Annotated in this window: 23 protein-coding genes; 10 read left to right on the top strand and 13 right to left on the bottom strand. The window is 65.2% G+C overall.

All coding sequences use genetic code 11. The features are described 5' to 3' along the window. Positions 1 to 116 precede the first annotated feature (116 nt). Positions 117 to 758, top strand: a complete 642-nt coding sequence (locus CH290_RS08995; protein WP_170945143.1) for a 50S ribosomal protein L25/general stress protein Ctc — start codon at positions 117 to 119, stop codon at positions 756 to 758. 89 nt (positions 759 to 847) lie between these two features. Continuing rightward, positions 848 to 1,426 (top strand): aminoacyl-tRNA hydrolase, encoded by a 579-nt coding sequence (gene pth / locus CH290_RS08990; protein WP_033190773.1) that lies wholly within the window; start codon positions 848 to 850, stop codon positions 1,424 to 1,426. Positions 1,427 to 1,513: 87 nt separating this feature from the next. Here pth and CH290_RS08985 read toward each other — a convergent pair whose 3' ends face one another. After that, positions 1,514 to 3,148, bottom strand: coding sequence for a fatty acyl-AMP ligase (locus CH290_RS08985; RefSeq protein ID WP_019664547.1), 1,635 nt, complete (start codon positions 3,146 to 3,148; stop codon positions 1,514 to 1,516). A 145-nt stretch (positions 3,149 to 3,293) separates the two neighbouring features. Between CH290_RS08985 and CH290_RS08980 the strand changes: the two genes are divergently transcribed. The 3 genes from CH290_RS08980 to CH290_RS08970 all read left to right on the top strand — a co-directional run bounded on the left by CH290_RS08980 (position 3,294) and on the right by CH290_RS08970 (position 6,312). Beyond that, on the top strand, positions 3,294 to 4,955 hold the full coding sequence (locus tag CH290_RS08980; protein ID WP_020111386.1) for a peptide chain release factor 3: 1,662 nt from the start codon (positions 3,294 to 3,296) through the stop codon (positions 4,953 to 4,955). Next, a complete protein-coding gene (pnuC, locus tag CH290_RS08975) occupies positions 4,955 to 5,608 on the top strand; it encodes a nicotinamide riboside transporter PnuC (RefSeq protein ID WP_033190772.1) in 654 nt (217 codons plus the stop codon). Before CH290_RS08980 ends, pnuC begins: the two co-directional genes overlap by 1 nt. A 92-nt stretch (positions 5,609 to 5,700) precedes the next feature. Continuing rightward, complete coding sequence (locus CH290_RS08970; RefSeq protein WP_033190771.1) at positions 5,701 to 6,312, top strand: hypothetical protein; 612 nt, start codon at positions 5,701 to 5,703, stop codon at positions 6,310 to 6,312. Between the two features lie 9 nt (positions 6,313 to 6,321). On the opposite strand, the gene CH290_RS08965 is transcribed toward CH290_RS08970, so the two are convergent. The 4 genes from CH290_RS08965 to CH290_RS08950 all read right to left on the bottom strand — a co-directional run bounded on the left by CH290_RS08965 (position 6,322) and on the right by CH290_RS08950 (position 10,283). Beyond that, positions 6,322 to 6,999 (bottom strand): DUF4166 domain-containing protein, encoded by a 678-nt coding sequence (locus CH290_RS08965; protein ID WP_033190770.1) that lies wholly within the window; start codon positions 6,997 to 6,999, stop codon positions 6,322 to 6,324. Beyond that, positions 6,996 to 7,460, bottom strand: coding sequence for a GNAT family N-acetyltransferase (locus CH290_RS08960; RefSeq protein ID WP_033190769.1), 465 nt, complete (start codon positions 7,458 to 7,460; stop codon positions 6,996 to 6,998). The genes CH290_RS08965 and CH290_RS08960 overlap by 4 nt, the downstream gene beginning before the upstream one ends. 91 nt (positions 7,461 to 7,551) lie before the next feature. Continuing rightward, the gene (locus tag CH290_RS08955) at positions 7,552 to 9,348 is read right to left on the bottom strand and encodes an ABC-F family ATP-binding cassette domain-containing protein (RefSeq protein WP_033190768.1); all 1,797 of its coding nucleotides are present in this window, start codon (positions 9,346 to 9,348) and stop codon (positions 7,552 to 7,554) included. Then, entirely contained in the window at positions 9,348 to 10,283 is a 936-nt protein-coding gene (locus CH290_RS08950; protein WP_027498738.1) for a 4-(cytidine 5'-diphospho)-2-C-methyl-D-erythritol kinase, read from the bottom strand. The genes CH290_RS08955 and CH290_RS08950 overlap by 1 nt, the downstream gene beginning before the upstream one ends. Before the next feature lie 70 nt (positions 10,284 to 10,353). Here CH290_RS08950 and CH290_RS08945 point away from each other — a divergent pair, with 70 nt between their 5' ends. Next, the gene (locus tag CH290_RS08945) at positions 10,354 to 11,340 is read left to right on the top strand and encodes a helix-turn-helix transcriptional regulator (protein ID WP_033190830.1); all 987 of its coding nucleotides are present in this window, start codon (positions 10,354 to 10,356) and stop codon (positions 11,338 to 11,340) included. A gap of 11 nt (positions 11,341 to 11,351) precedes the next feature. Here the strand turns inward: CH290_RS08945 and rsmA are convergent, their stop codons facing one another. The 3 genes from rsmA to CH290_RS08930 form a co-directional block, all read right to left on the bottom strand. Next, entirely contained in the window at positions 11,352 to 12,227 is an 876-nt protein-coding gene (gene rsmA, locus CH290_RS08940; protein ID WP_019664538.1) for a 16S rRNA (adenine(1518)-N(6)/adenine(1519)-N(6))-dimethyltransferase RsmA, read from the bottom strand. A gap of 36 nt (positions 12,228 to 12,263) precedes the next feature. Continuing rightward, positions 12,264 to 13,391, bottom strand: a complete 1,128-nt coding sequence (locus tag CH290_RS08935; RefSeq protein ID WP_033190767.1) for a resuscitation-promoting factor — start codon at positions 13,389 to 13,391, stop codon at positions 12,264 to 12,266. Positions 13,392 to 13,592: 201 nt separating this feature from the next. Continuing rightward, positions 13,593 to 14,423 (bottom strand): TatD family hydrolase, encoded by an 831-nt coding sequence (locus tag CH290_RS08930; protein WP_027498739.1) that lies wholly within the window; start codon positions 14,421 to 14,423, stop codon positions 13,593 to 13,595. 20 nt (positions 14,424 to 14,443) lie between these two features. On the opposite strand from CH290_RS08930, the gene metG reads away from it, so the two are divergent. Further along, complete coding sequence (gene metG / locus CH290_RS08925; RefSeq protein ID WP_033190766.1) at positions 14,444 to 16,000, top strand: methionine--tRNA ligase; 1,557 nt, start codon at positions 14,444 to 14,446, stop codon at positions 15,998 to 16,000. A gap of 11 nt (positions 16,001 to 16,011) precedes the next feature. On the opposite strand, the gene CH290_RS08920 is transcribed toward metG, so the two are convergent. Beyond that, positions 16,012 to 17,394: a WS/DGAT/MGAT family O-acyltransferase gene (locus tag CH290_RS08920; protein ID WP_019664534.1), complete on the bottom strand. Its 1,383-nt coding sequence runs from the start codon at positions 17,392 to 17,394 to the stop codon at positions 16,012 to 16,014. 117 nt (positions 17,395 to 17,511) lie between these two features. On the opposite strand from CH290_RS08920, the gene CH290_RS08915 reads away from it, so the two are divergent. Continuing rightward, on the top strand, positions 17,512 to 18,543 hold the full coding sequence (locus CH290_RS08915; protein WP_020111397.1) for an alpha/beta hydrolase: 1,032 nt from the start codon (positions 17,512 to 17,514) through the stop codon (positions 18,541 to 18,543). Between the two features lie 15 nt (positions 18,544 to 18,558). Further along, positions 18,559 to 18,987, top strand: a complete 429-nt coding sequence (locus CH290_RS08910) for an SRPBCC family protein (RefSeq protein ID WP_020111398.1) — start codon at positions 18,559 to 18,561, stop codon at positions 18,985 to 18,987. Here CH290_RS08910 and rsmI read toward each other — a convergent pair. Beyond that, a complete protein-coding gene (gene rsmI / locus CH290_RS08905; RefSeq protein ID WP_033190765.1) occupies positions 18,964 to 19,812 on the bottom strand; it encodes a 16S rRNA (cytidine(1402)-2'-O)-methyltransferase in 849 nt (282 codons plus the stop codon). The two genes, CH290_RS08910 and rsmI, sit on opposite strands and share 24 nt — an antisense overlap. 36 nt (positions 19,813 to 19,848) lie before the next feature. On the opposite strand from rsmI, the gene CH290_RS08900 reads away from it, so the two are divergent. Next, the gene (locus CH290_RS08900) at positions 19,849 to 21,390 is read left to right on the top strand and encodes a dolichyl-phosphate-mannose--protein mannosyltransferase (RefSeq protein ID WP_020111400.1); all 1,542 of its coding nucleotides are present in this window, start codon (positions 19,849 to 19,851) and stop codon (positions 21,388 to 21,390) included. Here the strand turns inward: CH290_RS08900 and CH290_RS08895 are convergent. The 3 genes from CH290_RS08895 to CH290_RS08885 all read right to left on the bottom strand — a co-directional run bounded on the left by CH290_RS08895 (position 21,341) and on the right by CH290_RS08885 (position 23,879). Continuing rightward, positions 21,341 to 22,954: a BCCT family transporter gene (locus tag CH290_RS08895; RefSeq protein ID WP_230594181.1), complete on the bottom strand. Its 1,614-nt coding sequence runs from the start codon at positions 22,952 to 22,954 to the stop codon at positions 21,341 to 21,343. The two genes, CH290_RS08900 and CH290_RS08895, sit on opposite strands and share 50 nt — an antisense overlap. A 78-nt stretch (positions 22,955 to 23,032) precedes the next feature. Continuing rightward, entirely contained in the window at positions 23,033 to 23,464 is a 432-nt protein-coding gene (locus CH290_RS08890; RefSeq protein ID WP_019664528.1) for a DoxX family protein, read from the bottom strand. A 61-nt stretch (positions 23,465 to 23,525) separates the two neighbouring features. Next, a complete protein-coding gene (locus CH290_RS08885) occupies positions 23,526 to 23,879 on the bottom strand; it encodes a GntR family transcriptional regulator (protein ID WP_019664527.1) in 354 nt (117 codons plus the stop codon). Positions 23,880 to 23,883 lie beyond the last annotated feature (4 nt).

Genomic DNA, 23,883 nt, shown 5'->3' with positions numbered 1-23,883 from the left:
GTAGCTCCGCACAGGAACTACCGTGATCGACGCGGCTCGGCTCCTCGGCCGTGCTCGTTCGTGTCTGCCCCGACGAAGCACTTGCCCACACCGTGATCTCAAGGAGCTGTTCTCTGATGTCGAACGAAGTAAACAACCTCAAGGCTGCTGTACGCACCGAGTTCGGCAAGGGCGCTGCACGCCGCGCACGCCGCGACGGCCTGGTCCCCGCTGTTCTGTACGGACACGGCACCGACCCGCAGCACCTCGCCCTCGACACCCGCGCATTCGCCGCAGTCCTGCGTAAGGACGGCACCAACGCTGTTCTGACCCTCGACATCGACGGCAAGGAGCAGGTCGCCCTGACCAAGTCCGTCGTCGTTCACCCGATCAAGCGCAGCATCGAGCACGCCGACCTCCTCGTCCTGCGCAAGGGCGAGCGCGTCACCGTCGAGATCAACGTCGTCGTCGAGGGTGACGCAGCCCCCGGCACCCTGGTCACCACCGACTCGACCGTCGTCGAGATCGAGGCCGACGCACTGTCCATCCCCGAGTCCGTCGAGGTCTCGGTCGAGGGCGTCGAGGCAGGCACCCAGATCCTCGCAGGCGGCCTGACCCTTCCGGCCGGCGTCACCCTGATCTCCGACCCCGAGCTCCTGCTCGTCAACGTCGTCGAGGCCCCGACCGAGGAAGACCTCGAAGCCGAGGGCGAAGAAGCTCCGACCGGCGACGTCGTCGACGAAGAAGAGGCATCCGAGGAAAGCTCCGACGAGAGCTGATCTCAGCCCCGCATCACGACACGCGCCGCTCCCCTCGTCGGGAGCGGCGCGTTCTCGTTTCACCCTTCTCGATGGGAGCATGATCAACCGTGACAGCAGATACGGCCCTGATCGTCGGCCTGGGTAACCCCGGCGCACAGTACGAAACGACCCGCCACAACGTCGGATTCATGGTCGCCGACGCGCTCGCCACCCGGATCGGTGCGAAGTTCTCCTCGCACAAGAAGTCGAACTCCGACATCGTCCAAGCACGCCTCGCGGACCGCTCGGTGATCGTCGCCAAACCCCGCACCTTCATGAACCTGTCCGGGCAACCCGTCGCGGGCCTGGCACGATTCTTCTCCGTCGAGCCGTCGAACGTCGTCGTAGTCCACGACGAACTCGACATCGATTTCGGTGCCATCCGCCTCAAACTCGGCGGCGGCGAAGGCGGCCACAACGGGCTTCGCTCCATCTCTCAGCACCTGAGCACCAAGGACTACCTGCGTGTGCGCGTCGGAGTCGGGCGTCCTCCCGGCCGAATGGACCCGGCCTCGTACGTCCTCAAACCCTTCTCCTCGGCCGAACGCAAGGACCTCGGCGTGATCGTGGAAGAGGCCGCCGACGCCGCCGAACTACTCCTGCGCGTCGGCCTCGAAGCAGCGCAGAACCAGGTTCATCCGAGGTAGCTGGCACCGTTTTTGCCGAGCTGGCACGCGTGCTCTCGCACTGGAAGGCGTGCGAAGTCTGCAAAAAGGGTGCTGACTCGGTCCCACTCAGCCCAGCAGCCCCGCCGAGTTGGATCGACGGAGTTTGCCGGAGGACGTCTTGGGAATCGATCCGGGACCGAGGACGGCAACGGTTCTGGGCCGTACTCCTACTTCCGAGTGCACGGCGTGAACGACGTCGTGTTCGATTCGCTTCACCTCGTCGGGATTCTGGAAGTCGTTGGTCTCCACGGCAACGGCGAAGCTCTCCCGCTTGTCGCCCGCGTCGAGCCTGATCGCGACGGCGTTACCCGGTCGCACCCCGCGTACCGAGCCTGCTGCACGTTCGATGTCGGTCGGGTAGATGTTGCGGCCGCCCATGATGATGACGTCCTTGACGCGGCCGCAGACGACGACCAGTCCTTCTTCGGTGAAGTAGCCGACATCGCCGGTGTCGAGCCACCCGTCCTCGTCCTGTGTGGCGACGGGTCCGTCGACGGTGATGTACCCCGGTGTGACGGCTTTGCCGCGCACTTCGATGATGCCGACGCCGCGCGGAGTGAGGACCTGGCCTTCTTTGTCCACGACACGGCCTTCGAGGTTCGGCACCATCTTGCCGAGTGTCGCAAGGCGTCGCAGATTGCCCTTGGTCGACGGGACGGCTCGGCCCATCGCCTCGAGCAGATCGGCGTCGACGACGTCGAGGACCTGCCCTTGGCCCGGGTCGGGGATGGACACGGCGAGTGTGGTTTCGGCCATGCCGTACACGGGCGCGAGTGCGAGCGGATCGAGGTTGTACGGCGCCCCGGCCTCGGCCAGCGCCGCCATCGTGTCCGGGTCCACGGGCTCGGCGCCGTTCCACGCGTAGCGGAGCGAACTCAGGTCGAGATCGAGATCGTCCTCGGCTTGCGACAGTCTCCTCGCGAGCAGCGAGTACGCGAAATTGGGTGCTGCGGTGACGGTTCCGCCGTACTTGTGGATCAGCTTGGCCCACAGGAGCGGTGACCGGAGGAAATCCAGCGGCGTGATGCTGACGACCTCGGCACCCACCTGCATCGGCACCGTCAGGAACCCGACCATGCCCATGTCGTGGAACAGAGGCAGCCAGCTGACCATCACGTCGGAGTCGACGTCGAACTTGATGCGGTCGATCATGGCGTACGCGTTGACGTAGAAGTTCTCGTGCGTGATGCGCACGGCCTTCGGTGAACCGGTGGATCCGGACGTCAACTGCTGCAGTGCGATGTCCGACTCGTCGGTGTCGACGGGATCGCAGTCCCGGCCCGCCCGCATGTCGTCGATCTTCAGCACGGTGATGCCGCGTTCTTCGAGAATGGGCGCCGCGATGTCGAACGGGGCGCCCAGGATGACAGCCTTCGCGTCGATCATCTTCACGACCGTCTCGGTGTCGGTGCCCCACACCCCGAGGTCGGTACGCGGTGTCGGCTGGTGCAGCATCGTCACCGATCCGCCTCGCATCCACGTCGCCTGGCACGCAGGCGCGATGTCGACCGGTTGGCCGGCGAGGACACCGATGGCGTCGCCGCGTTCGATGCCTGCGTCGGCGAGTGCGCCCGCCATCGATCGCGCCACCTGGTGAATCTCGCCCCAGGACTGCCTCAGCGCCTGATCCGGCTCACCGGTGACGAGCCCCCGCTCGCTCGTGCGCGCCGTCGAGAACATCTCCTCGGTGAATCTGCTCAAAACTCATCTCCTGTGCCGACGGTCCGACCTGTACCCACGCTATTGAAATTCGCAGGCCCGCGGAGCCGTTACCCGAGAAAACGTACGAACGACCACGAGTACCCTGGTACCGGCAACACCGCCCCCGTGAATAGAAGAGGTTCGCTTGAGTACGCCGGATTCGGTCGAGACCAACACTGCGCCCACCGAGTCGGCCCCCAAGAACGCTCACAAGGAACTTCCCGCCGAGGTGTCCAGGCGCCGGACGTTCGCCGTCATCTCCCATCCCGATGCCGGTAAGTCGACGCTCACCGAGGCTCTGGCGCTGCACGCTCGTGTCATTTCCGAGGCAGGCGCGATCCACGGCAAGGCAGGCAGGCGCTCCACCGTCTCCGACTGGATGGAGATGGAGAAGGCGCGAGGCATCTCGGTCAGTTCGACGGCCTTGCAGTTCAACTACCAGGTCGACGCCGCCGTCGACGACACCAACGTCATCAACCTCGTGGACACCCCTGGTCACGCCGACTTCTCCGAGGACACCTACCGCGTCCTGACGGCCGTCGACGCCGCGGTCATGCTCATCGACGCCGCCAAAGGCCTCGAACCGCAGACCCTCAAGCTCTTCCAGGTGTGCCGACAGTTCGGTATCCCGGTCATCACCGTCATCAACAAGTGGGACCGCCCCGGCCAGTCGCCGTTGGAACTTCTCGACGAGATCGAGCAGCGGATCGGCCTGACGCCGACGCCCCTGTACTGGCCCGTCGGTATCGCGGGCGACTTCCGCGGTCTGCTCGACGTCCGCGCAGGCAACTACATCCGGTTCACCCGAACCGCGGGCGGCGCGACCATCGCCCCCGAGGAATTGCTCGACGCCGACGCCGCGGCCGCCCGCGAGGGTGACGAATGGGAGACGGCTCTCGAGGAGAGCGAGTTGCTGGTCTCGAGCGGGCAAGCGCACGACCAGGAGCTGTTCCTGGCGGGGCAGACGTCGCCGGTCATCTTCGGTTCCGCGATGCTGAACTTCGGTGTCCGCCAGATCCTCGACACACTGGTCGCCCTCGCGCCCGCACCCGGCCCGCGCGACGACGTCAAGGGCGGTGTCCGAGACGTCACCGATCCCTTCAGTGCCGTCGTCTTCAAGGTCCAGGCCGGAATGGACACCGCGCACCGCGACCGGTTGGCGTTCATGCGCGTCGTGTCCGGCGTGTTCGAGCGCGGCATGGTGGTCACCCACGCACAGACCGGCAAACCGTTCACGACGAAGTACGCACTGACGGTGTTCGGCCGCGAACGCACCACCGTGGAGAACGCCTACCCCGGCGACGTCGTCGGCTTGGTCAACGCCACCGCGCTGGCACCGGGTCACACCCTGTTCACCGACAAGAAGGTGGAGTTTCCACCCATCCCGTCCTTCGCGCCCGAACACTTCGCTGCCCTGCGGGTCGACAGCGCGGACAAGTACAAGAAGTTCCGTCGCGCCGTGGAACAGATGGACTCCGAAGGCGTGGTTCAGGTGTTGCGCAACGATATTCGCGGCGACGCCTCCCCTGTCCTCGCCGCCGTCGGGCCGATGCAGTTCGAGGTGGTCACCGCCCGCATGAAGTCCGAGTTCGGCGTCGACGCCCGGCTCGAACCGCTCGGCTACTCCGTCGCACGCCGCACCGACACCGAATCCGCCGTCGAACTCGGCCGCCAGCGTGGCGTCGAGGTCTTCACTCGCACCGACGGCGCGTTGCTGGCACTCGTCAGCGACAAGTGGCGTCTGCAGTACCTCGAGAAGGAAATGCCCGAACTGACGCTGGAGCCTCTCGTCGCCGCGGGCGAATAGTGCTCCTCGGGCTGCTCGACGCGCAGGTCTCCATCGCGGGACACCCCATCCTGTGGCGCGAGATCGTCGGCAACGGCTTCGGCCTGGCGTCGGCGATCGGGGGAATGCGGCGAGTGGTGTGGGCGTGGCCGGTGGGGATCATCGGCAACGCCTTGCTGTTCACCGTGTTCCTCGGCGGCGCCTTTCACACGCCGCAGGCATTGGATCTGTACGGGCAAGCCGGGCGCCAGTTGCTGTTCATCGCGGTCAGCGTCTACGGCTGGTCGCAGTGGCTGCGCACCTCGCGGGCCCGCAAGACGGCGGTGTTGCCGCGGTGGGCGTCGACGAAGGAACGCATCGCGATGATCGCGGTGATGGTCGTCGGCACCGCTGCCTTCGCCCAGCTGTTCGGGTACCTCGGGTCCTACGGCAAATGGGCCGACGCGTGGATCTTCACCGGATCCTTGCTCGCGACGTTCGGCATGGCACGGGGAATCACCGAATTCTGGCTGATCTGGATCGGCGTCGACGTGGTGGGTGTGCCGCTGCTGTTCCGTGCCGGTTTCTACCCGTCCGCATTTCTGTATCTTGTGTACGCAGCCTTTGTGGCCTGGGGTTTCGTGGTGTGGCTGCGCATTCAGAAGGCGAACGGTACTTCGAAAATCTCCGCTTAAACGGGTGAAGTGTTATTCTTCGGTGGTCCGAACGGACTTCGAGTAGGTTTTCACGCTTCTGATGTGGGGTTGGATATGACGCAGGGCTCGCTATGACGCAGGGATCCAGCTATCCGCTGGCGGGAATCAAGATCGGCCAGGCGCCGGCTCACCGGTTGAGCACGCCGACTCCCAAGCTGGCCAGCGGCGTCTCGGCGTCCAAGTCGAACTCCCCCTCGGACGCGGCGACCGACAGTGCGGCTGCGGACCCAGTAGCGGCGAAGTCGACCGAGAACTCCGCATCGAAGGCCGAGACGAAGCAAGAAGCCGACAGCACAACGCCGAAGCAGCCCTCCAAGGATTCGAACGAGGTTGAAGTGACTACTAGCGATCAGATCTCCGAGCACGGCCTGCCTACCAATGGCCGTTCCACCCACTCGTCGGGCTCGACGTCCACGGCCGCCGGCCGCGGCGGAGCCCCTGACCGCCGCACCGCCATGGGCGTCGCGTCCGTGCGCATCGCGGGCCGCCTCACTCAGAACGAGCTCGGTAGCCGCACCGGCGACATCCGCACCCCGGACACGTCCGTCGGCCCGGACGAGCTGCTGCAGCTCCTCGGCGAGTACCTGGTGTCCGGCGGTCTGCAGAACCCCGAGATTCACGTTCGATCCAACGGCCAGACCATCGTTCTCGACCTGCTGAACCCGGCCAAGGGTTACCGCTGACCCGCTAGGTCACTCCCGTTCCACCAGCTTCGACGGGTGTGCTCCGGCCGGAATGTCGGCCGGAGCACACTCGTGTTCTTCTGCGGTGAACCAGCCGTGATAGTGGAACAGCGTGCCCAGCAGCGGACTCTTGACGTCGATCTGCACCCGGTGCTTCTGTTCGTCTTCGTCCCACCACTCCCGCGCGGAGGTCAGAGCCGACGCCAGCTGCGGAATCCTGATTCCCAGTACCCGCGGCGCACCGCTCTCCAGGACGAGGCCGCCGGCGGAGTCGACCGAGCACGTCGTTCGGACGATCATGTCCGAGGAGAAGCCGAGGTAGTCCAGCGCGAAGTCCGCGCCGGGCGTGCGAGCGGGCGTCACCATCACCGAGTTCATCCCCTGAGGTGATCCGGCGAACGCGAACCGACGAATGAACGCCATGGTCTCGCGGCCGACAGCGTCGACGTACGCATAGTTTTCGATCGTGAACGGCACGTCCGTCCCCCGCCCACCGGGAAACAGCCCACGTTTTCCGCCGAGCCACAGCACCGGCGGCGGAATCAACGTCGAGTGCCGCATTTCTTCCATGACACCCACTCCGAGCTGGCATCGATGGTCTCCGGATGCGAGACCGAACCTCCACTGCACCTTCGGATGGAGCTTCTCGAACTCGCTACCGAGAGCGGTACGCACGACGGATGTCATAGGTCTTTCCTCATCTGAATCGACGTTTCCCGATAGTCCAACGAGGTGTACAACTGCCGAGCGACGGCGTTGCCACCGAAGACGTTGAGCCCCAACGACACAGCTCCCTCCGACCGAGCGGAATCCTCTGCCAGCCGCATCGTCGCCCGGCCGAGCCCCCGACCGCGGAACTCCTCGTCGATCTCGATGTCCCACACCCACCAGTGCAGCGGTTCCGCGTCGTTTCGCGGAGCGATCCACAGGTAGCCGACGCGTACGTCGTCGTCGAACACGTCGAAGATGCGCTGGGTCGGCGTGGGCACTCCACCGGGGAATGTGAGCCGGTAGGAAATCTCCGCATTGGCTTCCGCCTCGGCCTGCGTCTCTCCCGTCGCGACGCGTTCGGCCACGTACCGTTCCCTGGTACCCGCGAGCCATTCCCGGACTCGCTCGGGGTCCATGAGCACCAGCGTCGGGTTCATGCACCCCACCCTATGTGAGCGGAAATGTAGGGCAGGGGCAGGAGCGGAGCCCGCGGAGTGACCATAGGCACCACATTGCCACTCACGTAGGTCAGTCGAGCTCGGCAGCCAGTTCCATCCAGCGTTCCTCGGCGACGTCCTTGTCCGCCAGAACCTTCTTCAACTCAGCGTCGAGTTCCACGAGCTTGCCCGGATCCGTGGCCGCTTCCGCGAGTTCCGCGTGCAGCGCGATCTCGCGATCCGACAACCGGACCACCAGCTTCTCGAGCTTGCTCAGTTCCTTACGCGCTGCCCGCTCGGACGCGGCGTCGCGCACCGCCTTCTTCGCCGTCCCCCCGGTCGTCAGGGAATCCGGCGTCGCCTCGGCCGCGAGAACCGCACGACGCCGCAGGTACTCCTCGATCCCTCCGGGCAGGTTGGTGAGCTTGCCGTCACCGAACAGAGCCCACGTCGAATCACAGATACGTTCGATCAGGTAACGATCGTGGCTGATCACGACGAGAGTTCCGGCCCAACCGTCGAGCAGGTCCTCCAGCTGCTGCAGCGTATCGATGTCCAGGTCGTTGGTCGGCTCGTCGAGCAGCAGCACGTTCGGCTCGGCCATGAGCACACGCGTCAGCTGAAGCCTGCGACGCTCGCCGCCGGACAGATCGCCGACGGGCGTGCGTTGCCGCGCAGGCGTGAACCCCAACCGTTCGGCCAATTGACCGGCGGAGATCTCCTTGTCACCGAGGGTGATTCGCTCCGCGACTTCCTTGACGGCGTCGAGAACACGCAGGTTCTTCGGCAGATCGTCCAATTCCTGTCTCAGCCAACCGATCTCCACGGTCTGACCTTGAATCCTCTTGCCGGTCGCCGGTTCCAGCTCGCCCGCGAGGGTACGCAGCAGCGTCGTCTTGCCGGAACCGTTGACGCCGACGAGTCCGACGCGTTCACCCGGCGCCAGACGCCACGTGAAGTCCTTCACCAGCTCACGGCCGTCGGGAGTTTCGAGGCGGGCGTCCTCGAGTTCGATGACGACCCGTCCGAGCCTGCGCTTCGCGAACGACGCCAATGCCACGGAATCTCGGGGCGCAGGCACGTCGGCGATGAGGGCCTCGGCGGCTTCGATCCTGTACTTGGGCTTGGACGTTCGAGCCGGAGCACCGCGCCGCAGCCAGGCGAGCTCCTTACGTGCGAGGTTTCGACGACGCTCTTCCGACGCATCGGCCTGGCGGGCACGTTCGGCGCGCGCGAAGATCCAGTCGTTGTACCCACCCTCGTACGTCTCGACCTTGCCGCCGACTACTTCCCACGTCTGGTTGGCGACGGTGTCGAGGAACCACCGATCGTGTGTCACGACGACGAGCGCACTGCGCCGCGACACCAGGTGAGCCGCAAGCCATTGCACACCCTCGACGTCGAGGTGGTTGGTCGGCTCGTCCAGCACCAGCAGATCCAGATCCTGAACCAGGGCTGCCGCCAACGCGACACGGCGACGCTCGCCGCCGGACAGGTTGTCGATGGTGGCGTCGAGACCCGAGCTGCCCGCAGGACCGAGGTCCGCGATACCGATGCCGGTCAGGATGTTGCGGACCCGCGAATCACCGGCCCACTCGTGCTCGGCCATGCCGAGCGGATCCAGAACGACCTGTCCGACGGTCGATCCCGGCGGCAGAACCCCGCGCTGCGTCACGACGGCCATCCGCAGCCCGCCGACGCGGCTGACGCGCCCGGAATCCGGTGGTTCGAGACCTGCGAGCACTTCGAGAGTGGTTGTCTTGCCGCCTCCGTTGAGGCCGACCATGCCGATGCGCTCGCCCTCCTGCACACCGAGCGAGACGCCGTCGAGCAGCGGTTTGACACCGAAGGACTTGGAGACGTTTTCGAGATTGACGAGATTGACCATCAGGGGAAACCAATCGATTCACTAGTGACTACACGAGCGCCGGGAACGGGTCCGCTCGCGACACGCACGGTACGGCAGACGCCTGCACCGGAGAGTTCGGCGCCGACCGACACCGCGGTATCGGAATCGGCACAGAGAAATGCGCAGGTCGGGCCGGATCCGGACACGATCCCGGCCAGAGCACCTGCGGTCAGGCCTGCTCGCAACGTACGACGCAGCTGCGGGAGGAGCGACACCGCCGCGGCTTGGAGGTCATTGCCCAGAAGTGGAGCGAGAGCGTGGGCGTCGCCGCTCACCAGGGCCTGCATCAGGGCGTCCGGATCGCCCAATCGGGGCGGATCGCCTTTCGCCCTCAGCTCGTCCAGTTCGGCGAAGACGGCAGGAGTCTGCAATCCGCCCTTGGCCAGCGCCAGCACCCAGTGGAAACTGTTGCGTGACAACACCGGAAGCAGCTTCTCGCCGCGGCCCGTCCCTACCGCCGTTCCGCCGTGCAGAACGAACGGGACATCACTGCCGAGCTGAGCGGCGAGATCACTGAGTTCGCTGCGCGAGAGGTCCAGCTTCCACAGCGAATCGAGTGCGACGAGGGTCGCCGCGGCATCGGAACTACCACCGGCCATGCCGCCCGCGACGGGGATTCCCTTGTCGATCGTGATCTCGACGAGAGGTTCACGCCCCACCTTGTCCGCCAGAAGCACAGCGGCCTTCCACACGAGGTTCCGCTCGTCCGTCGGCACACTCTTCGCGTCGGCGCCCTTGACGATCACCTTCAGCCCCTGCGACGGCACCACCGAGACCTCGTCGGACAGCGAGAGCGCCTGAAAGACGGTCGTCAGTTCGTGGTAGCCGTCCTCGCGGAGGTCACCCACGGACAGATGCAGGTTGACCTTGGACGGAGCCCGAACGACAACGGGACTGTGGACAACTGAGAGCACGGTGTTCAAGACTAATCGAGCATCGGTTCGAGGACAGCATCCGTCCGCAATACCTGCCATCATCGAACCCATGCGGGAAACATCTGCACGACTGCTCAAGCTGCTGTCACTGCTCCAGACACGTCGTGATTGGGCCGGAGCCGACCTGGCCGACAGGCTGAACGTCACGCCGCGCACCGTCCGCCGCGACGTCGACAAACTCCGAGAGATCGGATACCCCGTGAACGCGACGGCCGGGGTGGGCGGCGGATACCAACTCGGTGCGGGTGCCGAGATGCCACCGCTGCTCCTCGATGACGACGAAGCTCTCGCCGTCGCCTTCGGCCTCCAATCCGCAGCAGGAGGCTCCGTAGCGGGCATCGGGGAGGCGTCGCTGCGCGCGCTGACCAAGTTGCGCCAGGTGATGCCGTCACGCATCCAGCACCGCCTCGACGCATTGCGGATCGACGTCGTCGAACGCACGGCGGTGTCTGCGGTCGACGCCACGGTGCTGTCGACCGTCGCCGGGGTCTGCCACAACCACGAACGCCTCAGGTTCGACTACCGCCGCCACGACGGCACGGAAGCCCGCCGCGAAGTCGAGCCCTACAGCCTCGTGCGTTCGGGGGCACGCTGGTATCTGCTCGGGTGGGACCTGCTGCGCGAGGACTGGCGTTCCTTCCGCGTGGACAGGCTGGAACCCAAGATCCCCACCGGCCCGCGATTCACCCCGCGACCACTTCCCGACGGCGGTGCCGCGGCATTCGTCGCCGCCGGAATCGACCGCACCTTCACCCGAGTGCAGGCACGCATCGAACTGGCGGCATCCATCGAAACGATTGCACCGATGGTCGACGAGCAGTGGGGCACCCTCGAATCCGGCTCCGAGGACGCGTGCACCCTCATCCTGTCCGGTGACTCACTCGCCTCCATTGCACGATGGCTTTCGGCCTTCGACACGCCGTTCACCGTCCTCGACCCGCCCGAACTGCGCGACGAGTGCCTGAAAGTGGCTCAGCGACACAGCCTTCTCAGCGAACGGTATCTCGCGAGTGTGCGCTCGACAGTCGAGCGATGAGGGGCGAAGGATCAGGCTCGAGTGCCCGCCAACCGCACGAATGCCGCGGCGTCGATGGTTTCCCCGCGGGCACTGGGGTCGATGTCGGCTTCACGCAGCCGCCGCTCGGCTTCTACCGGCGAACCCGCCCATCCGGCAAGCGCTGCTCTCAACGTCTTTCGGCGCTGCGCGAATGCTGCGTCGACGACGGCGAAGACGCGACGGCGGTGCTCGTCGTCCATCGGCCACGGAGGCTCGGCGTACCGATCGATACGAACCAGTCCTGATTCGACCTTCGGCACCGGCCAGAACACCGAACGCCCGACTGAGCCTGCACGTTTGACGGTGCCGAAGAAGTTGGCCTTGACGCTCGGGATTCCGTAGATCTTGCTACCCGGGTCCGCCGCGAGCCTGTCCGCAACCTCGGCCTGCACCATGACCAATGCGGTGCGCAGCGTCGGTAACTGCGAGAACAGGTGCAGCAGAACCGGAACCGCCACGTTGTACGGCAGGTTCGCGACCAGAGCGGACGGGTCACCGGGAATGTCCGCAGCAGTGACCCGAAGCGCGTCGAACTCGACGACGGTCAACTGGTCGGCGTGTGACGGCGCTCGTTCGGCTGCCGTCTGCGGCAACCGTGCGGCGAGCTTGGGATCGATCTCGACCGCGATCACAGCGTCGGCGACATCGAGAAGCGCCAGCGTCAGCGAGCCGAGTCCGGGGCCGACCTCGAGCACGGTGTCCGCTCCCCCGACACCCGCCGAGGCGACGATGCGACGGACGGTGTTGGCGTCGTGGACGAAGTTCTGTCCGAGTTGCTTGGTGGGACGGACATCCAGTTCTGCGGCGAGAGACCGTACTTCCGCGGGTCCGAGCAGCGCCGCGGGTTCTCTCACATGTTCGGACACTGTGAAAACTCTACGCACCCGTCACTCGATGGTTCGTCACCGATAGCCGAGTCGCGAGGTGCACGCGGGCCAGGCGCCCCAGCCCTGGGACTTCTGCGTGACGGACGCGATGGCGATCTGTTCCTCGCGGGTGGCCAGGTCCGCGCGGGGGGCGTACTTCAGTCCGCCCTGACGTTCCCAGGTGTTCTGATCGAACTGCACGCCGCCGAAGAAGCCGTTGCCGGTGTTGATGGCCCAGTTGCCGGTTGCCTCGCACTGCGCGAGCGCATCCCAGATCGCACCGTTCTCGACGGGCGGGACCTCGGTTCCCGGCTTCGCTCCGACACGCACGACCTTGGGCTGTGCGGGAACCTGGATGTCCTCGTCGACCTTCTCGCGGCCCACTTCCTGGCCGTTGACGGTGTTGATCTCCCAGGTGATGTCGGAGACGCCCGGCGAACCCGGGTTCTCGACGACGGTCCTGGACATGTTCATCGTCGGGTCCTCGATGCGCTGCTCCGGAGGCTCGACGTCGGTGGTCTCGGTCTTGGTCTCGGTACGGTCACGGGTGACGACGATCTCGGTGCCGTCCTCGACCTTCTCATCCGGCGCGGGGGTCACGGTGTCGGCCTGCTCGAGCGGCTTGCCCGCTTCCTCCAGGAACTCACGCACGGTGGGCGCAGCCAGGGTCAGCGGTGCGGCAGGTGCGGCGCCGTCGACCAGGGACACTGCCTTGGGCAACGCCACGTCCAGTTCGGTGCCCTCCAGCGGAAGACGTTCGCCGCGCGACGCGGACACGTGCACATCCTCGGCCAGATCCATCTGCTGCAACGCCTCGTCGACGGTCAGCGCGGTCGTCCAGATCTGCTGAGGCTGGCCGTCCACCGTCACACTCAGCTCTCGAGCGCGACGGAGGACGACCGTCTCACCATCCGACAATTCCGAGTCACCCGAGGGTGCTACCAGGTCCTTGTCGCCTGTTTCGTAGCCTGCGGCCTGCAGAGCACCGTTGACGTCTCCCGTCATGGTGCTGAGCGTGATCATTTCGCCATCGACGTCGATCGTCACCGTTTTGTGACGTGCGACCGCGGTGGCGCCCCCGACGATCAGAGTGGCCAGCAGCGCAGCGACCACCAGGTACAACATCATGGACCTGGAGGAGTTCAGGCGAGCAATACTGGACACAAGCAATTCCTGAGTTCTTCGGGCAGAGCCCGTCGGCTGGATCACGGTACGGTAACGAATTGATGGAGCTACCGCAACTCTGCTCGCCCGGTCCGGAGCGAACGTGACGTTCGGTCACCTGGGGGCGCTGCCGCACACGTTTCAGTCACTCGCACAGGTTGCAACACGAGCGGATGACTGGAAGGTGAGCGAAAGTAGGCGTCAGGAGAGGCCGTACACCCGCTCGGCGTTGGCGGTGACGTGCGACGCGAGCTCGACCGGATCGGCACCGCGGATGTCCGCCAATGCGCGCACTGTGTACGGAAGGCAGTACGACTCGTTCGGTGCACCGCGGAAGGGATGCGGCGTCAGGAACGGTGCGTCGGTCTCGACGAGCAGTTGGCCGTCCGGAATCAGCACGGCCGCTTCGCGCAGAGCGTGGGCGTTCTTGAAGCTGACCGTGCCGGAGAGGCTGAGCACGTAGCCGGCGTCGATGCACGCTCGCGCGGTCTCCGGACCCGAGGAGAAGCAATGGAAGATCACCGTCTCCGGCGCGCCCTCGTCCGTCAACACGGACAGCAGGTCGTCGTCGGCCTCGCGGTTGTGGATCATCAACGGCTTGCCGAGCCGCTTTGCCAGGTCGATGTGCCAGCGGAAACCGTCCTGCTGCTCGGGGACGGTCGCGCACCCGTCGAGCTTGCCCGGCCAGTAGTAGTCGAGCCCCGTCTCGCCGACGGCCACGACCCGAGGATCCGACGCCAACCGCTCGATCTCCGCCCTGACGTCGTCGTCGAGAACGTTCGCCCGCGTCGGGTGGATCGCGACGGCCGCCCAGACCCGAGAGTCCCAGTTCGCGGCGTCGACGGCGAAGCGCGCGGCCTCGAGGTCGTCGGCGACGGTCACGACTCTCCCGACGCCGACGGACTCGGCCCGATCCAGGATCTCGGCCACGCTCCCGGCGTCGGATGCGCCGCAGGCGTCGAGGTGTGTGTGCGCGTCGACGAGTGGCGACAGCGCTTCCGGCAAAGGTGGTGCAGGACGTTCTCTACTCACGCCGATAGAGTAGGCGCACCATGACTGCGCCAGCTGATGCCTCACGGCCCACCTTCTACGTCACGACCGCCATTGCGTACCCCAACGGTGTCCCGCACATCGGCCACGCATACGAGTACATCTCGACGGACGTGATCGCTCGATTCAAGCGACTCGACGGATACGACGTCATGTTCTTGACCGGCACGGACGAGCACGGCCTGAAGATGCAGCAGACGGCCACCAAAGAGGGCATCGACGTCCGCGACCTCGCGACACGCAACTCAGACGTGTTCAAGAAGCTCGACGAGACACTCGGCATCTCCTACGACCGATTCATCCGCACGACGGACGCCGATCACCACGAGGCCAGCAAAGCGATCTGGTCGAAGATGGTCGAGCGCGGCGACATCTACCTGGACACGTACTCCGGTTGGTACTCGGTACGCGACGAGGCGTTCTACACCGAGGGCGAAACGACCGTCGCCGACGACGGGACCCGCGTGGCCACCGAGACGAACACGCCGGTGGAGTGGACCGAGGAGTCGACGTACTTCTTCAAGCTGTCGGCGTACCAGGACAAGTTGCTCGAGCTGTACGACAGCAGCCCCGACTTCATCGCGCCCAACACGCGGCGCAACGAAATCGTCAGCTTCGTCAAGGGTGGACTGAAGGACCTGTCCATCTCGCGCACCACGTTCGACTGGGGCGTGCAGGTCCCGAACGATCCCGAGCACGTCATGTACGTCTGGGTCGACGCCTTGACCAACTACCTCACCGGCGTCGGCTACCCGGACGCATCGTCGGAGAAGTTCGCCAAGTATTGGCCCGCTGACCTGCACATCATCGGCAAGGACATCACGCGCTTCCACACCGTGTACTGGCCGGCGTTCCTCATGTCCGCGGGCATCGAGCTGCCCAAGCGGGTGTTCGTGCACGGATTCCTGAACAACAAGGGCGAGAAGATGTCGAAGTCGGTCGGCAACGTCGTCGACCCGTTCGCGCTCGTCGACGAGTTCGGCCTGGACCCGCTGCGCTTCTTCCTGCTGCGCGAGGTCTCCTACGGCCAGGACGGTAGCTACAGCGCCGAGGCCATCGTCACCCGCATGAACGCAGACCTGTCCAACGAGCTCGGCAACCTCGCGCAGCGCTCGCTGACGATGGTGGCCAAGAACCTCGAAGGAAAGGTCCCGACGCCGGGACCGTTCACGACCGACGACGAAGCTTTGCTGGCCCGCGCCGATGCACTGCTCGAGATCTGCCGACGCGAATTCGACGTCCAAGCGCTGCACACGGCTCTGGAAGCAATCTGGTCGGTGCTCGGCGAGACCAACCGCTACTTCTCCCAGCAGGAACCGTGGGTACTGCGCAAGACCGACCCGGACCGCATGGCCACCGTGCTGTACGTGACGCTCGAAGTCCTGCGCATCGTCGGCATTCTGGTGCAACCGGTCATGCCAGGATCGGCGGCTCGCATCCTCGAACTCCTCGGCGGCCCGGCGAACCAGTTCTCCGACATCGGCACCCGCATCGTGCCGGGTTCGCCTCTGCCCACACCGTCACCGGTCTTCCCCAAATACGAGGTGAAGGACCTCTGAGGGTTCACCACTCACGCAGACGCAGAGACCGCCTTCTCCAGCTCCTCCAGTGAGTTCTCCAGGTGTGTGAGCATGCGCTGCAGGTGTGGGACGCTGCGACGGCAGCCGATGAGGCCGAAGTTGAGCGAGTCGCCGTTGCTTGCGACGGTGATGTTCAGCGCCATGCCGTCGCAGACGATGGACGCCGGGTAGATTCCGTCGAGTTTGGCGCCGTTCCAGTACAGTTCGTCCTTCGTTCCGGGGACGTTGGAGATGATGACGTTGAACGGCGGCGGCGTGTTGTTGACGAAGCCGGGTACCGGTCCGAAGAGCAGTGGCAGCATGGTGACGGCGCCGAAGGCGAGGGATTCGAGAGTGTTGAACTCCCGCATCATGTCCTTGCCCTTGACGGTGGAGTCGGTGATGGTGGCGAGCCGGTCCAGCGGATCCGGTTGGTGTGTACCGAGATTGCACAGGATGGTGGATACGGAGTTGCCCGGTCCGCTGTCCTCGCCCGGCTTGCGGAGCGAGACGGGAACCATTGCGATCAAGGGTGATTCAGGCAAGGCGTCCTGATCGATCAGATATCCCCGTAGGGCTCCCGAGCACATGGCGAGCAGAATGTCGTTCAGGGTCACGTCCAATGCCTTTGCGACCGCGTTCATTCGGCTGATCGACCAGCTTTCGGCCGCGAAGCGTCGCGCACCACCGATCGGCACGTTGAACATCGTTCGCGGCGCACGCAGCGGCAGTTGCGCACCTTCGTTGCGGACGGCGCGCACGCCCAATCGTGCTGCGGCAGGTACGAAGTCCGCGATGTCGCCGGCAAGCTTGCGACCGAGAGACAACCCCCCGGAGACCCTTTCCAGCGCTCCCGGCGCTTCCTTGCGCTTCTTCTCCCGGAACAGCGACGGATCCCACGTGGCGACGCCGGTGCGGTCGTCGGGGTCGGTGGTGAGGGTGTTCAACATCAGCTTGAGCGCGGACACGCCGTCGACGAGCGAGTGGTGAACCTTGGTGTAGAGCGCGATCCGGCCGTCGGCGAGGCCCTCGATGATGTGCAGTTCCCACATCGGCCGGTACCGGTCGAGGGGTGCACTGTGGTGCAGCGAGAGAAATTGGAAGAGTTCTCTGATGCGACCAGGAGCAGGCAGTACCACGCGCCTCACGTGGTATTCGAAATCGATGTCGTCTTCCCTCGACCAGGCGAGGCTTCCCATGACGTTCACCGGTCGGCCGGGGCGTTTTCGAAACAGATCGTGCACGTCGCCCGTTGTGAATTGTTTGTGGATTTCTTCTGCAAATTCGTGGGGGTCACCAGGCGGAACGAACAACTGCAATCCGCCGACGTGCATAGGGTGTTCGCGAGACTCCGCGATCAAGAACATGGACTCGGTAACAGGCATGAGCGCCATCTGCGATCACCTTTCCGCCTAGTTTCGATCACGGTGTGACATCGAACACGACCGCATGTTTAGACAGACTAGGTCACGGGTTATTGTCCGTTACCAGGAGTTCCAAGAAGACGCGAAATGGAGGCGAGGACGATGACCACCGTGCTCACCGCTCTGCCCCAGCCGACGCCCGGAGGCGTCCCCACCAGGCTCGACATGCACGGTCGCAGCTTTCACTCGCGCGCTCTTTCGACGTATCTGCAGCTCACGGTTCGCCCCTTCCTCACGGTGTGGTCCAAGACGTCCGCTCTTCCGTGGCCGATGGGCCTCGTCGATTACGCGGGAATGCTGGTGCCGCCGCTCAAGGGAACCCGCCACAGCAAGGTCACGCTCGCCGAGTGCGAGGCGGAATGGATCCGCGCCGAGGGCGTTTCCAACGACCGCGTGGTGCTCTACCTGCACGGAGGCGCCTTCGTCTGTTGCGGGCTGAACAGCCACCGGCGTCTGACTTCACGTGTCTCGGCCAGCGCGGACGCTCCGGTTCTGTCGGTCGACTACCGGATGATGCCGCGCAACCCCATCGCACATGCGGTGGAGGACGGCGTCGACGGTTTCCGCTTCCTGCTGGAATCCGGGTACCGCGCCGACCAGATCGTCATCGCCGGCGACTCCGCAGGCGGGTACCTCGCCTTCATGGTCGCTCTGATGCTGCGCGATCTCGGACTGCCGACACCGGCTGGTATCGCGACCATGTCGCCGCTGACCGACATGGACCCCAGCGGCAAGCTCGAACACGCCAACGCATCGAAGTGCGCGGTCTTCCCTGCCGGGGCCGTACCCGCCCTGACGGTCCTCGCCGACCGAGTGGATGCCCGCATCGTCGTCGAAGGCGAACGGGGACCACGAGTTTCACCCGTCGACGCGGATCTCGTCGGCCTACCTCCGGTTCTGATCCAGGCGGGTTCCACCGAAATGGTGCTCGCCGACGCCGAACTGATGGCCGAGCGCCTCGCCGCAGCAGGCGTCGACTGCGAACTTCAGGTGTGGGACAACCAGGTACACGTGTTCCAGGCCGCCGACTTCGTGCCCGAAGCGCACCGCGCGGTACGCAAATTCGGCGCGTTCGTCAAAGCCCACAGCCCAATGTCGGCCACTGCCGACTCCGCCTGAGTTACCTTTCTTCTCATGGCAGTCACAGCAGATACAGAGGTCGACATCGCGGCCGAGCCGGCAGCGGTGTTGGACGTACTCATGGACGTCGAGGGGCTACCCGCGTGGTCGCCCGTCCACAAGAAGATCGAGATCATCGACCGATTCGACGACGGCAAGCCCCATCACGTGAAGATGTCGGTATCGATCCTCGGCATCAACGACGAGCAGACCGTCGAATACACCTGGGCGGACGACAAAGTCGTCTGGGACCTCGTCGAGGGTTCGCAGCAGAAGTCCCAGCACGGCGAGTACACCCTCACTCCGACCGACAAGGGAACACACGTGACGTTCTCACTGACGGTCGACCCGAAGATCCCGATCCCGGGTTTCCTCGTCAAGAAGGGCACCAAGACTATCCTCGCGGCCGCAACCGAAGGGCTACGTCAGCAAGTCGTCGGCTGAGCTTCTCGCAGCCAGGACCGCCTCGTAGAGATCCCGCTTGGACACGCCGCCGACTGCCAGCTGGGCACAGGCATCCTTCAACCGCATGCCCGACGCCACCAGCTCCTCGACGTCGTCGATGAGGTCTTCCGGTTCCGACGCCACGGCGACGGCTCCGGCGAGGACGACGGTGATTTCTCCGCGTACTCCGTCGGCAGCCCAGTCGGCGAGTTCGCCGAGGGTGCCTCTCTTGACTTCCTCGTAGGTCTTGGTGAGCTCTCTGCAGACCGCGGCGCGGCGGTCGGGGCCGAGTACTGCGACGGCGTCGGCGAGGCAGTCGGAGAGGCGATGAGGGGCCTCGAAGAAGACGCAGGCGCGCGATTCGGTCGCGAGGGATTCGAAGAATCGGCGTCGGCCGCCTTGTTTGCGCGGCGGGAAGCCGTCGAAGCAGAAGCGTTCGACGGGCAATCCGGAGAGTGCGAGGGCGGTGGTGACTGCGGACGGGCCGGGTAGGCACGTCACCGGCAGGTCGGCGTCGACGCATGCGGCGACGAGGCGGTAGCCGGGGTCACTGACCGACGGCATTCCGGCGTCGGTGACGAGCAGGACCGATTTGCCGTCGCGGACAGCGTCGACCAGCCCGGGAAGCCGGGTCGTCTCCACCTGGTCGTAGAAGCTGACGATCTTGCCGGTGATGGCGACCCCGAGCCCCGACGCCAGCTGTTTCGTCCGGCGGGTGTCTTCGGCTGCGACGACGTCGGCCGTGGCCAAGGCGTCGCGGAGTCGCTGGGACGCGTCACCCAGATCGCCCATCGGTGTTGCGGCAAGGATCAGCATGGCGCCCATTCTTCTCCACCGGGCCTCGACCCCTACGATCGGTGTGTGGCCCTACGCGAGTCGACCGAGCGATACGTAGTCAGTCCGGGGCCGAGTACACCCGCTGCCGACTATTACCGCGACACCGATCGTCGGCGGGGGTGGATCGTCACTCTGGTGATCACGGCGCTCGCGGCCGTCACGCGGTTCGCGATGCTGCGCTACCCCACCGATGCCGGTACTCCGGTGTTCGACGAGAAGCATTACGCGCCGCAGGGCTGGCAGGTGTTCACCGGCGGCGGGATCGAGGACAACCCCGGGTACGGATTGGTGGTTCACCCTCCGGTCGGAAAGCAGCTGATCGCCGTCGGCGAGGCACTCTTCGGCTACAACGGGTGGGGATGGCGGTTCTCCGCGGCGGTTGCGGGAACTCTGCTGGTGCTGATCGTGATTCGGATCGTGCGGCGTCTTGCCCGCTCGACACTGGTCGGTGCGATCGCGGGCATTCTGCTGACCGTCGACGGCGTCACGTTCGTCTCGTCGCGCATCGGGATGTTGGACATCTTCCTGGCGTTCTTCGTGACGGCCGCGATGGGGTGTCTGGTCGTCGACCGAGACGACGTTCGACGACGCATGGCGAAGGTCCAGGCGGAGGGTCGCATCGCCGCCAGCGTGTACGGCCCACGAATGGGGGTGCGCTGGTGGAGGTTCGGCGCGGGAATCCTGCTGGGCTTGGCGTGCGGAACCAAGTGGTCCGGGATCTATTTCATCGTGTTCTTCGGTCTGTTGTCGGTCGCGTTCGATCTCGCAGCGCGGCGTGCGAGCGGGGTGCAGCGGCCGTGGATCGGCACGGCAGTACGCGACATCGGACCCGCGCTCTACGCGCTGGTGGTGATTCCGCTGATCGTGTACCTGTGCACCTACGCAGGGTGGTTCGCCAGCGAGACCAGCGTGAACCGACATGCCGTCGGCAACCAGATCGGCACGGACGGGCCGTTCTCGTTCGTGCCCGCTGCGCTGCGATCACTGTGGTACTACAGCGGCAACGTGCTCACGTTCCACTCGGGTCTGACGAACTCGGCGGGCAACGTCCACCCGTGGGAGTCGAAGCCGTGGACGTGGCCGATGGGTCTGCGGCCGATGCTGTACTACTTCGCCGAGGGCGACACCGTTCAGGGATGCTCGGCGAGCTCGTGCGTCAAGGCGATCATGCTCATCGGCACCCCGGCCATGTGGTGGCTCGCGGTTCCGATGCTGCTGTGGTGCCTGTGGATGATGCTGGTCCGTCGGGATTGGCGATTCGCCGTCGTGCTGACCGGCTACGGCGCAGCGTATCTGCCGTGGTTCGCCACGCTGGATCGGCAGATGTACTACTTCTACGCTGTCGCGCTCGCGCCGTTCATGGTCATGGGATTCGCACTGATCCTGGGGCAGATCATCGGCCGGGCGCGAGCGTCGGTGGAGCGACGTGGCACGGGGCTGATGCTCGTGTGCCTCTACGTGGCGCTCGTCGTGGCGAACTTCATCTGGTTGTGGCCGATCCTGACGGGAATGCCCATCACTCCGGATCTGTGGCAGCAGCAGCTCTGGTTGCCTTCCTGGCGTTAGACCCCGGAGTCCGAGTTCTGCTCACAAGGGGGTCGTGGGAGAGGTCGCGGTAGAGCGAGATGCACAGCCCGATCATCACGAGCACGAACGGTGCGGCGGCGATGATGGTCATGGTCTGGAGCCCGTTCAGTGCGTCGGCGCCGCCGGTCCACAGCATCAGCGCGGCGATGCCGCCGGTGAGCACGCCCCAGAACACGACGACCCATCTGCTCGGTTCCTGACTACCGCGTTGGCTCAGTGTGCCCATCACCATCGATGCGGCGTCGGCTCCCGAGACGAAGAAGATGGCCACGAGCACCATGACCAGGACACTCGAAATCCCTGCGACGGGCAGATTCTCGAGCATGCCGAACAATTGGGACTCGCTGCTGTCCCGGCCCGCGAGATCGATTCCGTTCTGTTGTTCGGCGATGCCCGCTCCACCGAAAATGGAGAACCAGACCAGGCTCACCGTGCTGGGCACGAGGATGACGCCGATGACGAACTCGCGGACGGTGCGGCCGCGGCTGATTCGTGCGAGGAACATGCCGACGAACGGCGTCCAGGACACCCACCATGCCCAGTAGAAGATGGTCCACGACGACAACCACGTGGCGGTTTCGCCGCCGTCGCCTGCCGCTGCGGACCGAGCCGACATGTGCACGAGCTGGCTGGCGTAGTCACCGATGGTCGTCGGAATCAGATTGAGTATCAACACGGTCGGTCCGAGGACGAAGACGAAGACCGCGAGAACCAGCGCCAGCACCATGTTGATGTTGGACAACCACTGGATGCCTTTCGCGACGCCCGAGACTGCCGAGGCGACGAAGGCGAGCGTCAACAGTGCCACGATCGCGACGAGCAACAGGGTGCCCGCCTCCCCCAGCCAGCCGAGAACCTGAAATCCCGAGCCGATCTGGAGAGCGCCGAGGCCGAGCGACGCGGCGGTGCCGAACATGGTGGCGAAGATCGCGAGGATGTCGATGACCTTGCCGATGGGGCCCTCCGCGCGGCGCCCGAGCAACGGGATGAACGCCGAACTGATCAGCTGCTTACGGCCGCGTCGATACGTTCCGTAGGCCACGGCGAGTCCGACCACCGCGTAGATGGACCACGGGTGCAGACTCCAGTGGAACATCGTCGTCGCCATCGCCGCCCCGACGGTGCCGTCCGATCCCGGGGGCGGAGAAACGAAGTGAGACAGGGGTTCTGCGACGCCGAAGAACATCAACCCGATCCCCATGCCGGCACTGAACATCATGGCGATCCAGCTGACGGTCTTGAATTCCGGCTTCTCGCCGTCTTTTCCGAGCGGAATCCTGCCGAACTTGCTGACTGCGAGGTAGATCGAGAACACGACGAACCCCGAGGCCGCGATGATGAACAGCCACCCGATGTTGGTCACCAACCAGCTCAGGATCGACGTCGTCGTGGATTCGAGCGAGTCGGCAGCGAGCAGGCCCCACACCAGAATCGCGGCGGTGATCGCTGCCGTCGTGCCGAACACCAGGTAATCCGTGCGCGGTGGGTGCGGTGTCGATCCGGAAACGACTGAACCCTGGGACCGCTCGGTATTCGTTGCCATAGGTGAAGTGAAGCACTATCACCGTGGTGGCGTGGCGAATTTCCGAGTAGGTGCCAGGGTTCCGGGTCGAGCGACGTGTCAGGCGCGCGCTTTCGCGAAGCTGGTTCGGCCGCCGGTGGCTGCGTCGAGGCTGAACCGTCCGGCTCCGGTCGCGGCGATCAGCAGGGCGCCGACGCCGAGCGCCAGGACGAGCTCGTAGCCGCCCTCGGACACGAATACACCCAGGTCGTAGTGCACGAACAGGAATGCGCCGAGCATGTCGAGGAACAGCAGGATGCCGATGATCGGGGTGAAGATACCCACCACCAGCGCGACACCGCCGATGAGTTCGACGAAGGTCGCGAAGTACGCGGAGGCTGCAGGCAGCGGGACGCCCATGCCTTCGAAACCGGCCTTGGTCGCGTCGAGTCCGTTGGTGTTGAGTTTCTGCCACCCGTGGGCGATGAACACGATGCCCAGGCCGATTCGGGCAACGAGTGTTGCAATGTCGCGGAAGATGGTCGAGTTCATGTCAGATCCTTCGGGCACGGCAATGGGAACCGGACTACCCTGACACAGTTATGTTGAAGCGTCAACTTAGTGCGGTGTCGACATGTCCGCGAATCTTCTCGTCGGACAACCCGAGGGCGCGCAACTCGGTGACGTACTTCCGCGCTGCGCGCGCCGCGTTGTCCTCCGTCGGATCCCCGCCCGACGCGATGAACGTCCCCAGACGCCCACGGGCGGAGATGACGCCCTGCGCCTCGAGTTCCTTGTACGCCTTCGCGACGGTGTGCGGCGCGATCGACAACTCCTCGGCCAGACCACGCACCGTCGGAATCTTGGTCTCCGCGACCAGTTCACCGCTCCGCACCAGATCGAGAATCCCCGACCTCACCTGCTCGAACAACGGGGTCCCGGACGCCGGGTCGACGTGGATGCGCATGCAG

Origin of the sequence: Rhodococcus sp. 06-156-4 (genome assembly GCF_002259345.1) — a bacterium.
Lineage (GTDB): Bacteria > Actinomycetota > Actinomycetes > Mycobacteriales > Mycobacteriaceae > Rhodococcoides > Rhodococcoides fascians_E.
This window is presented reverse-complemented; position numbering and strand designations above follow the sequence as displayed.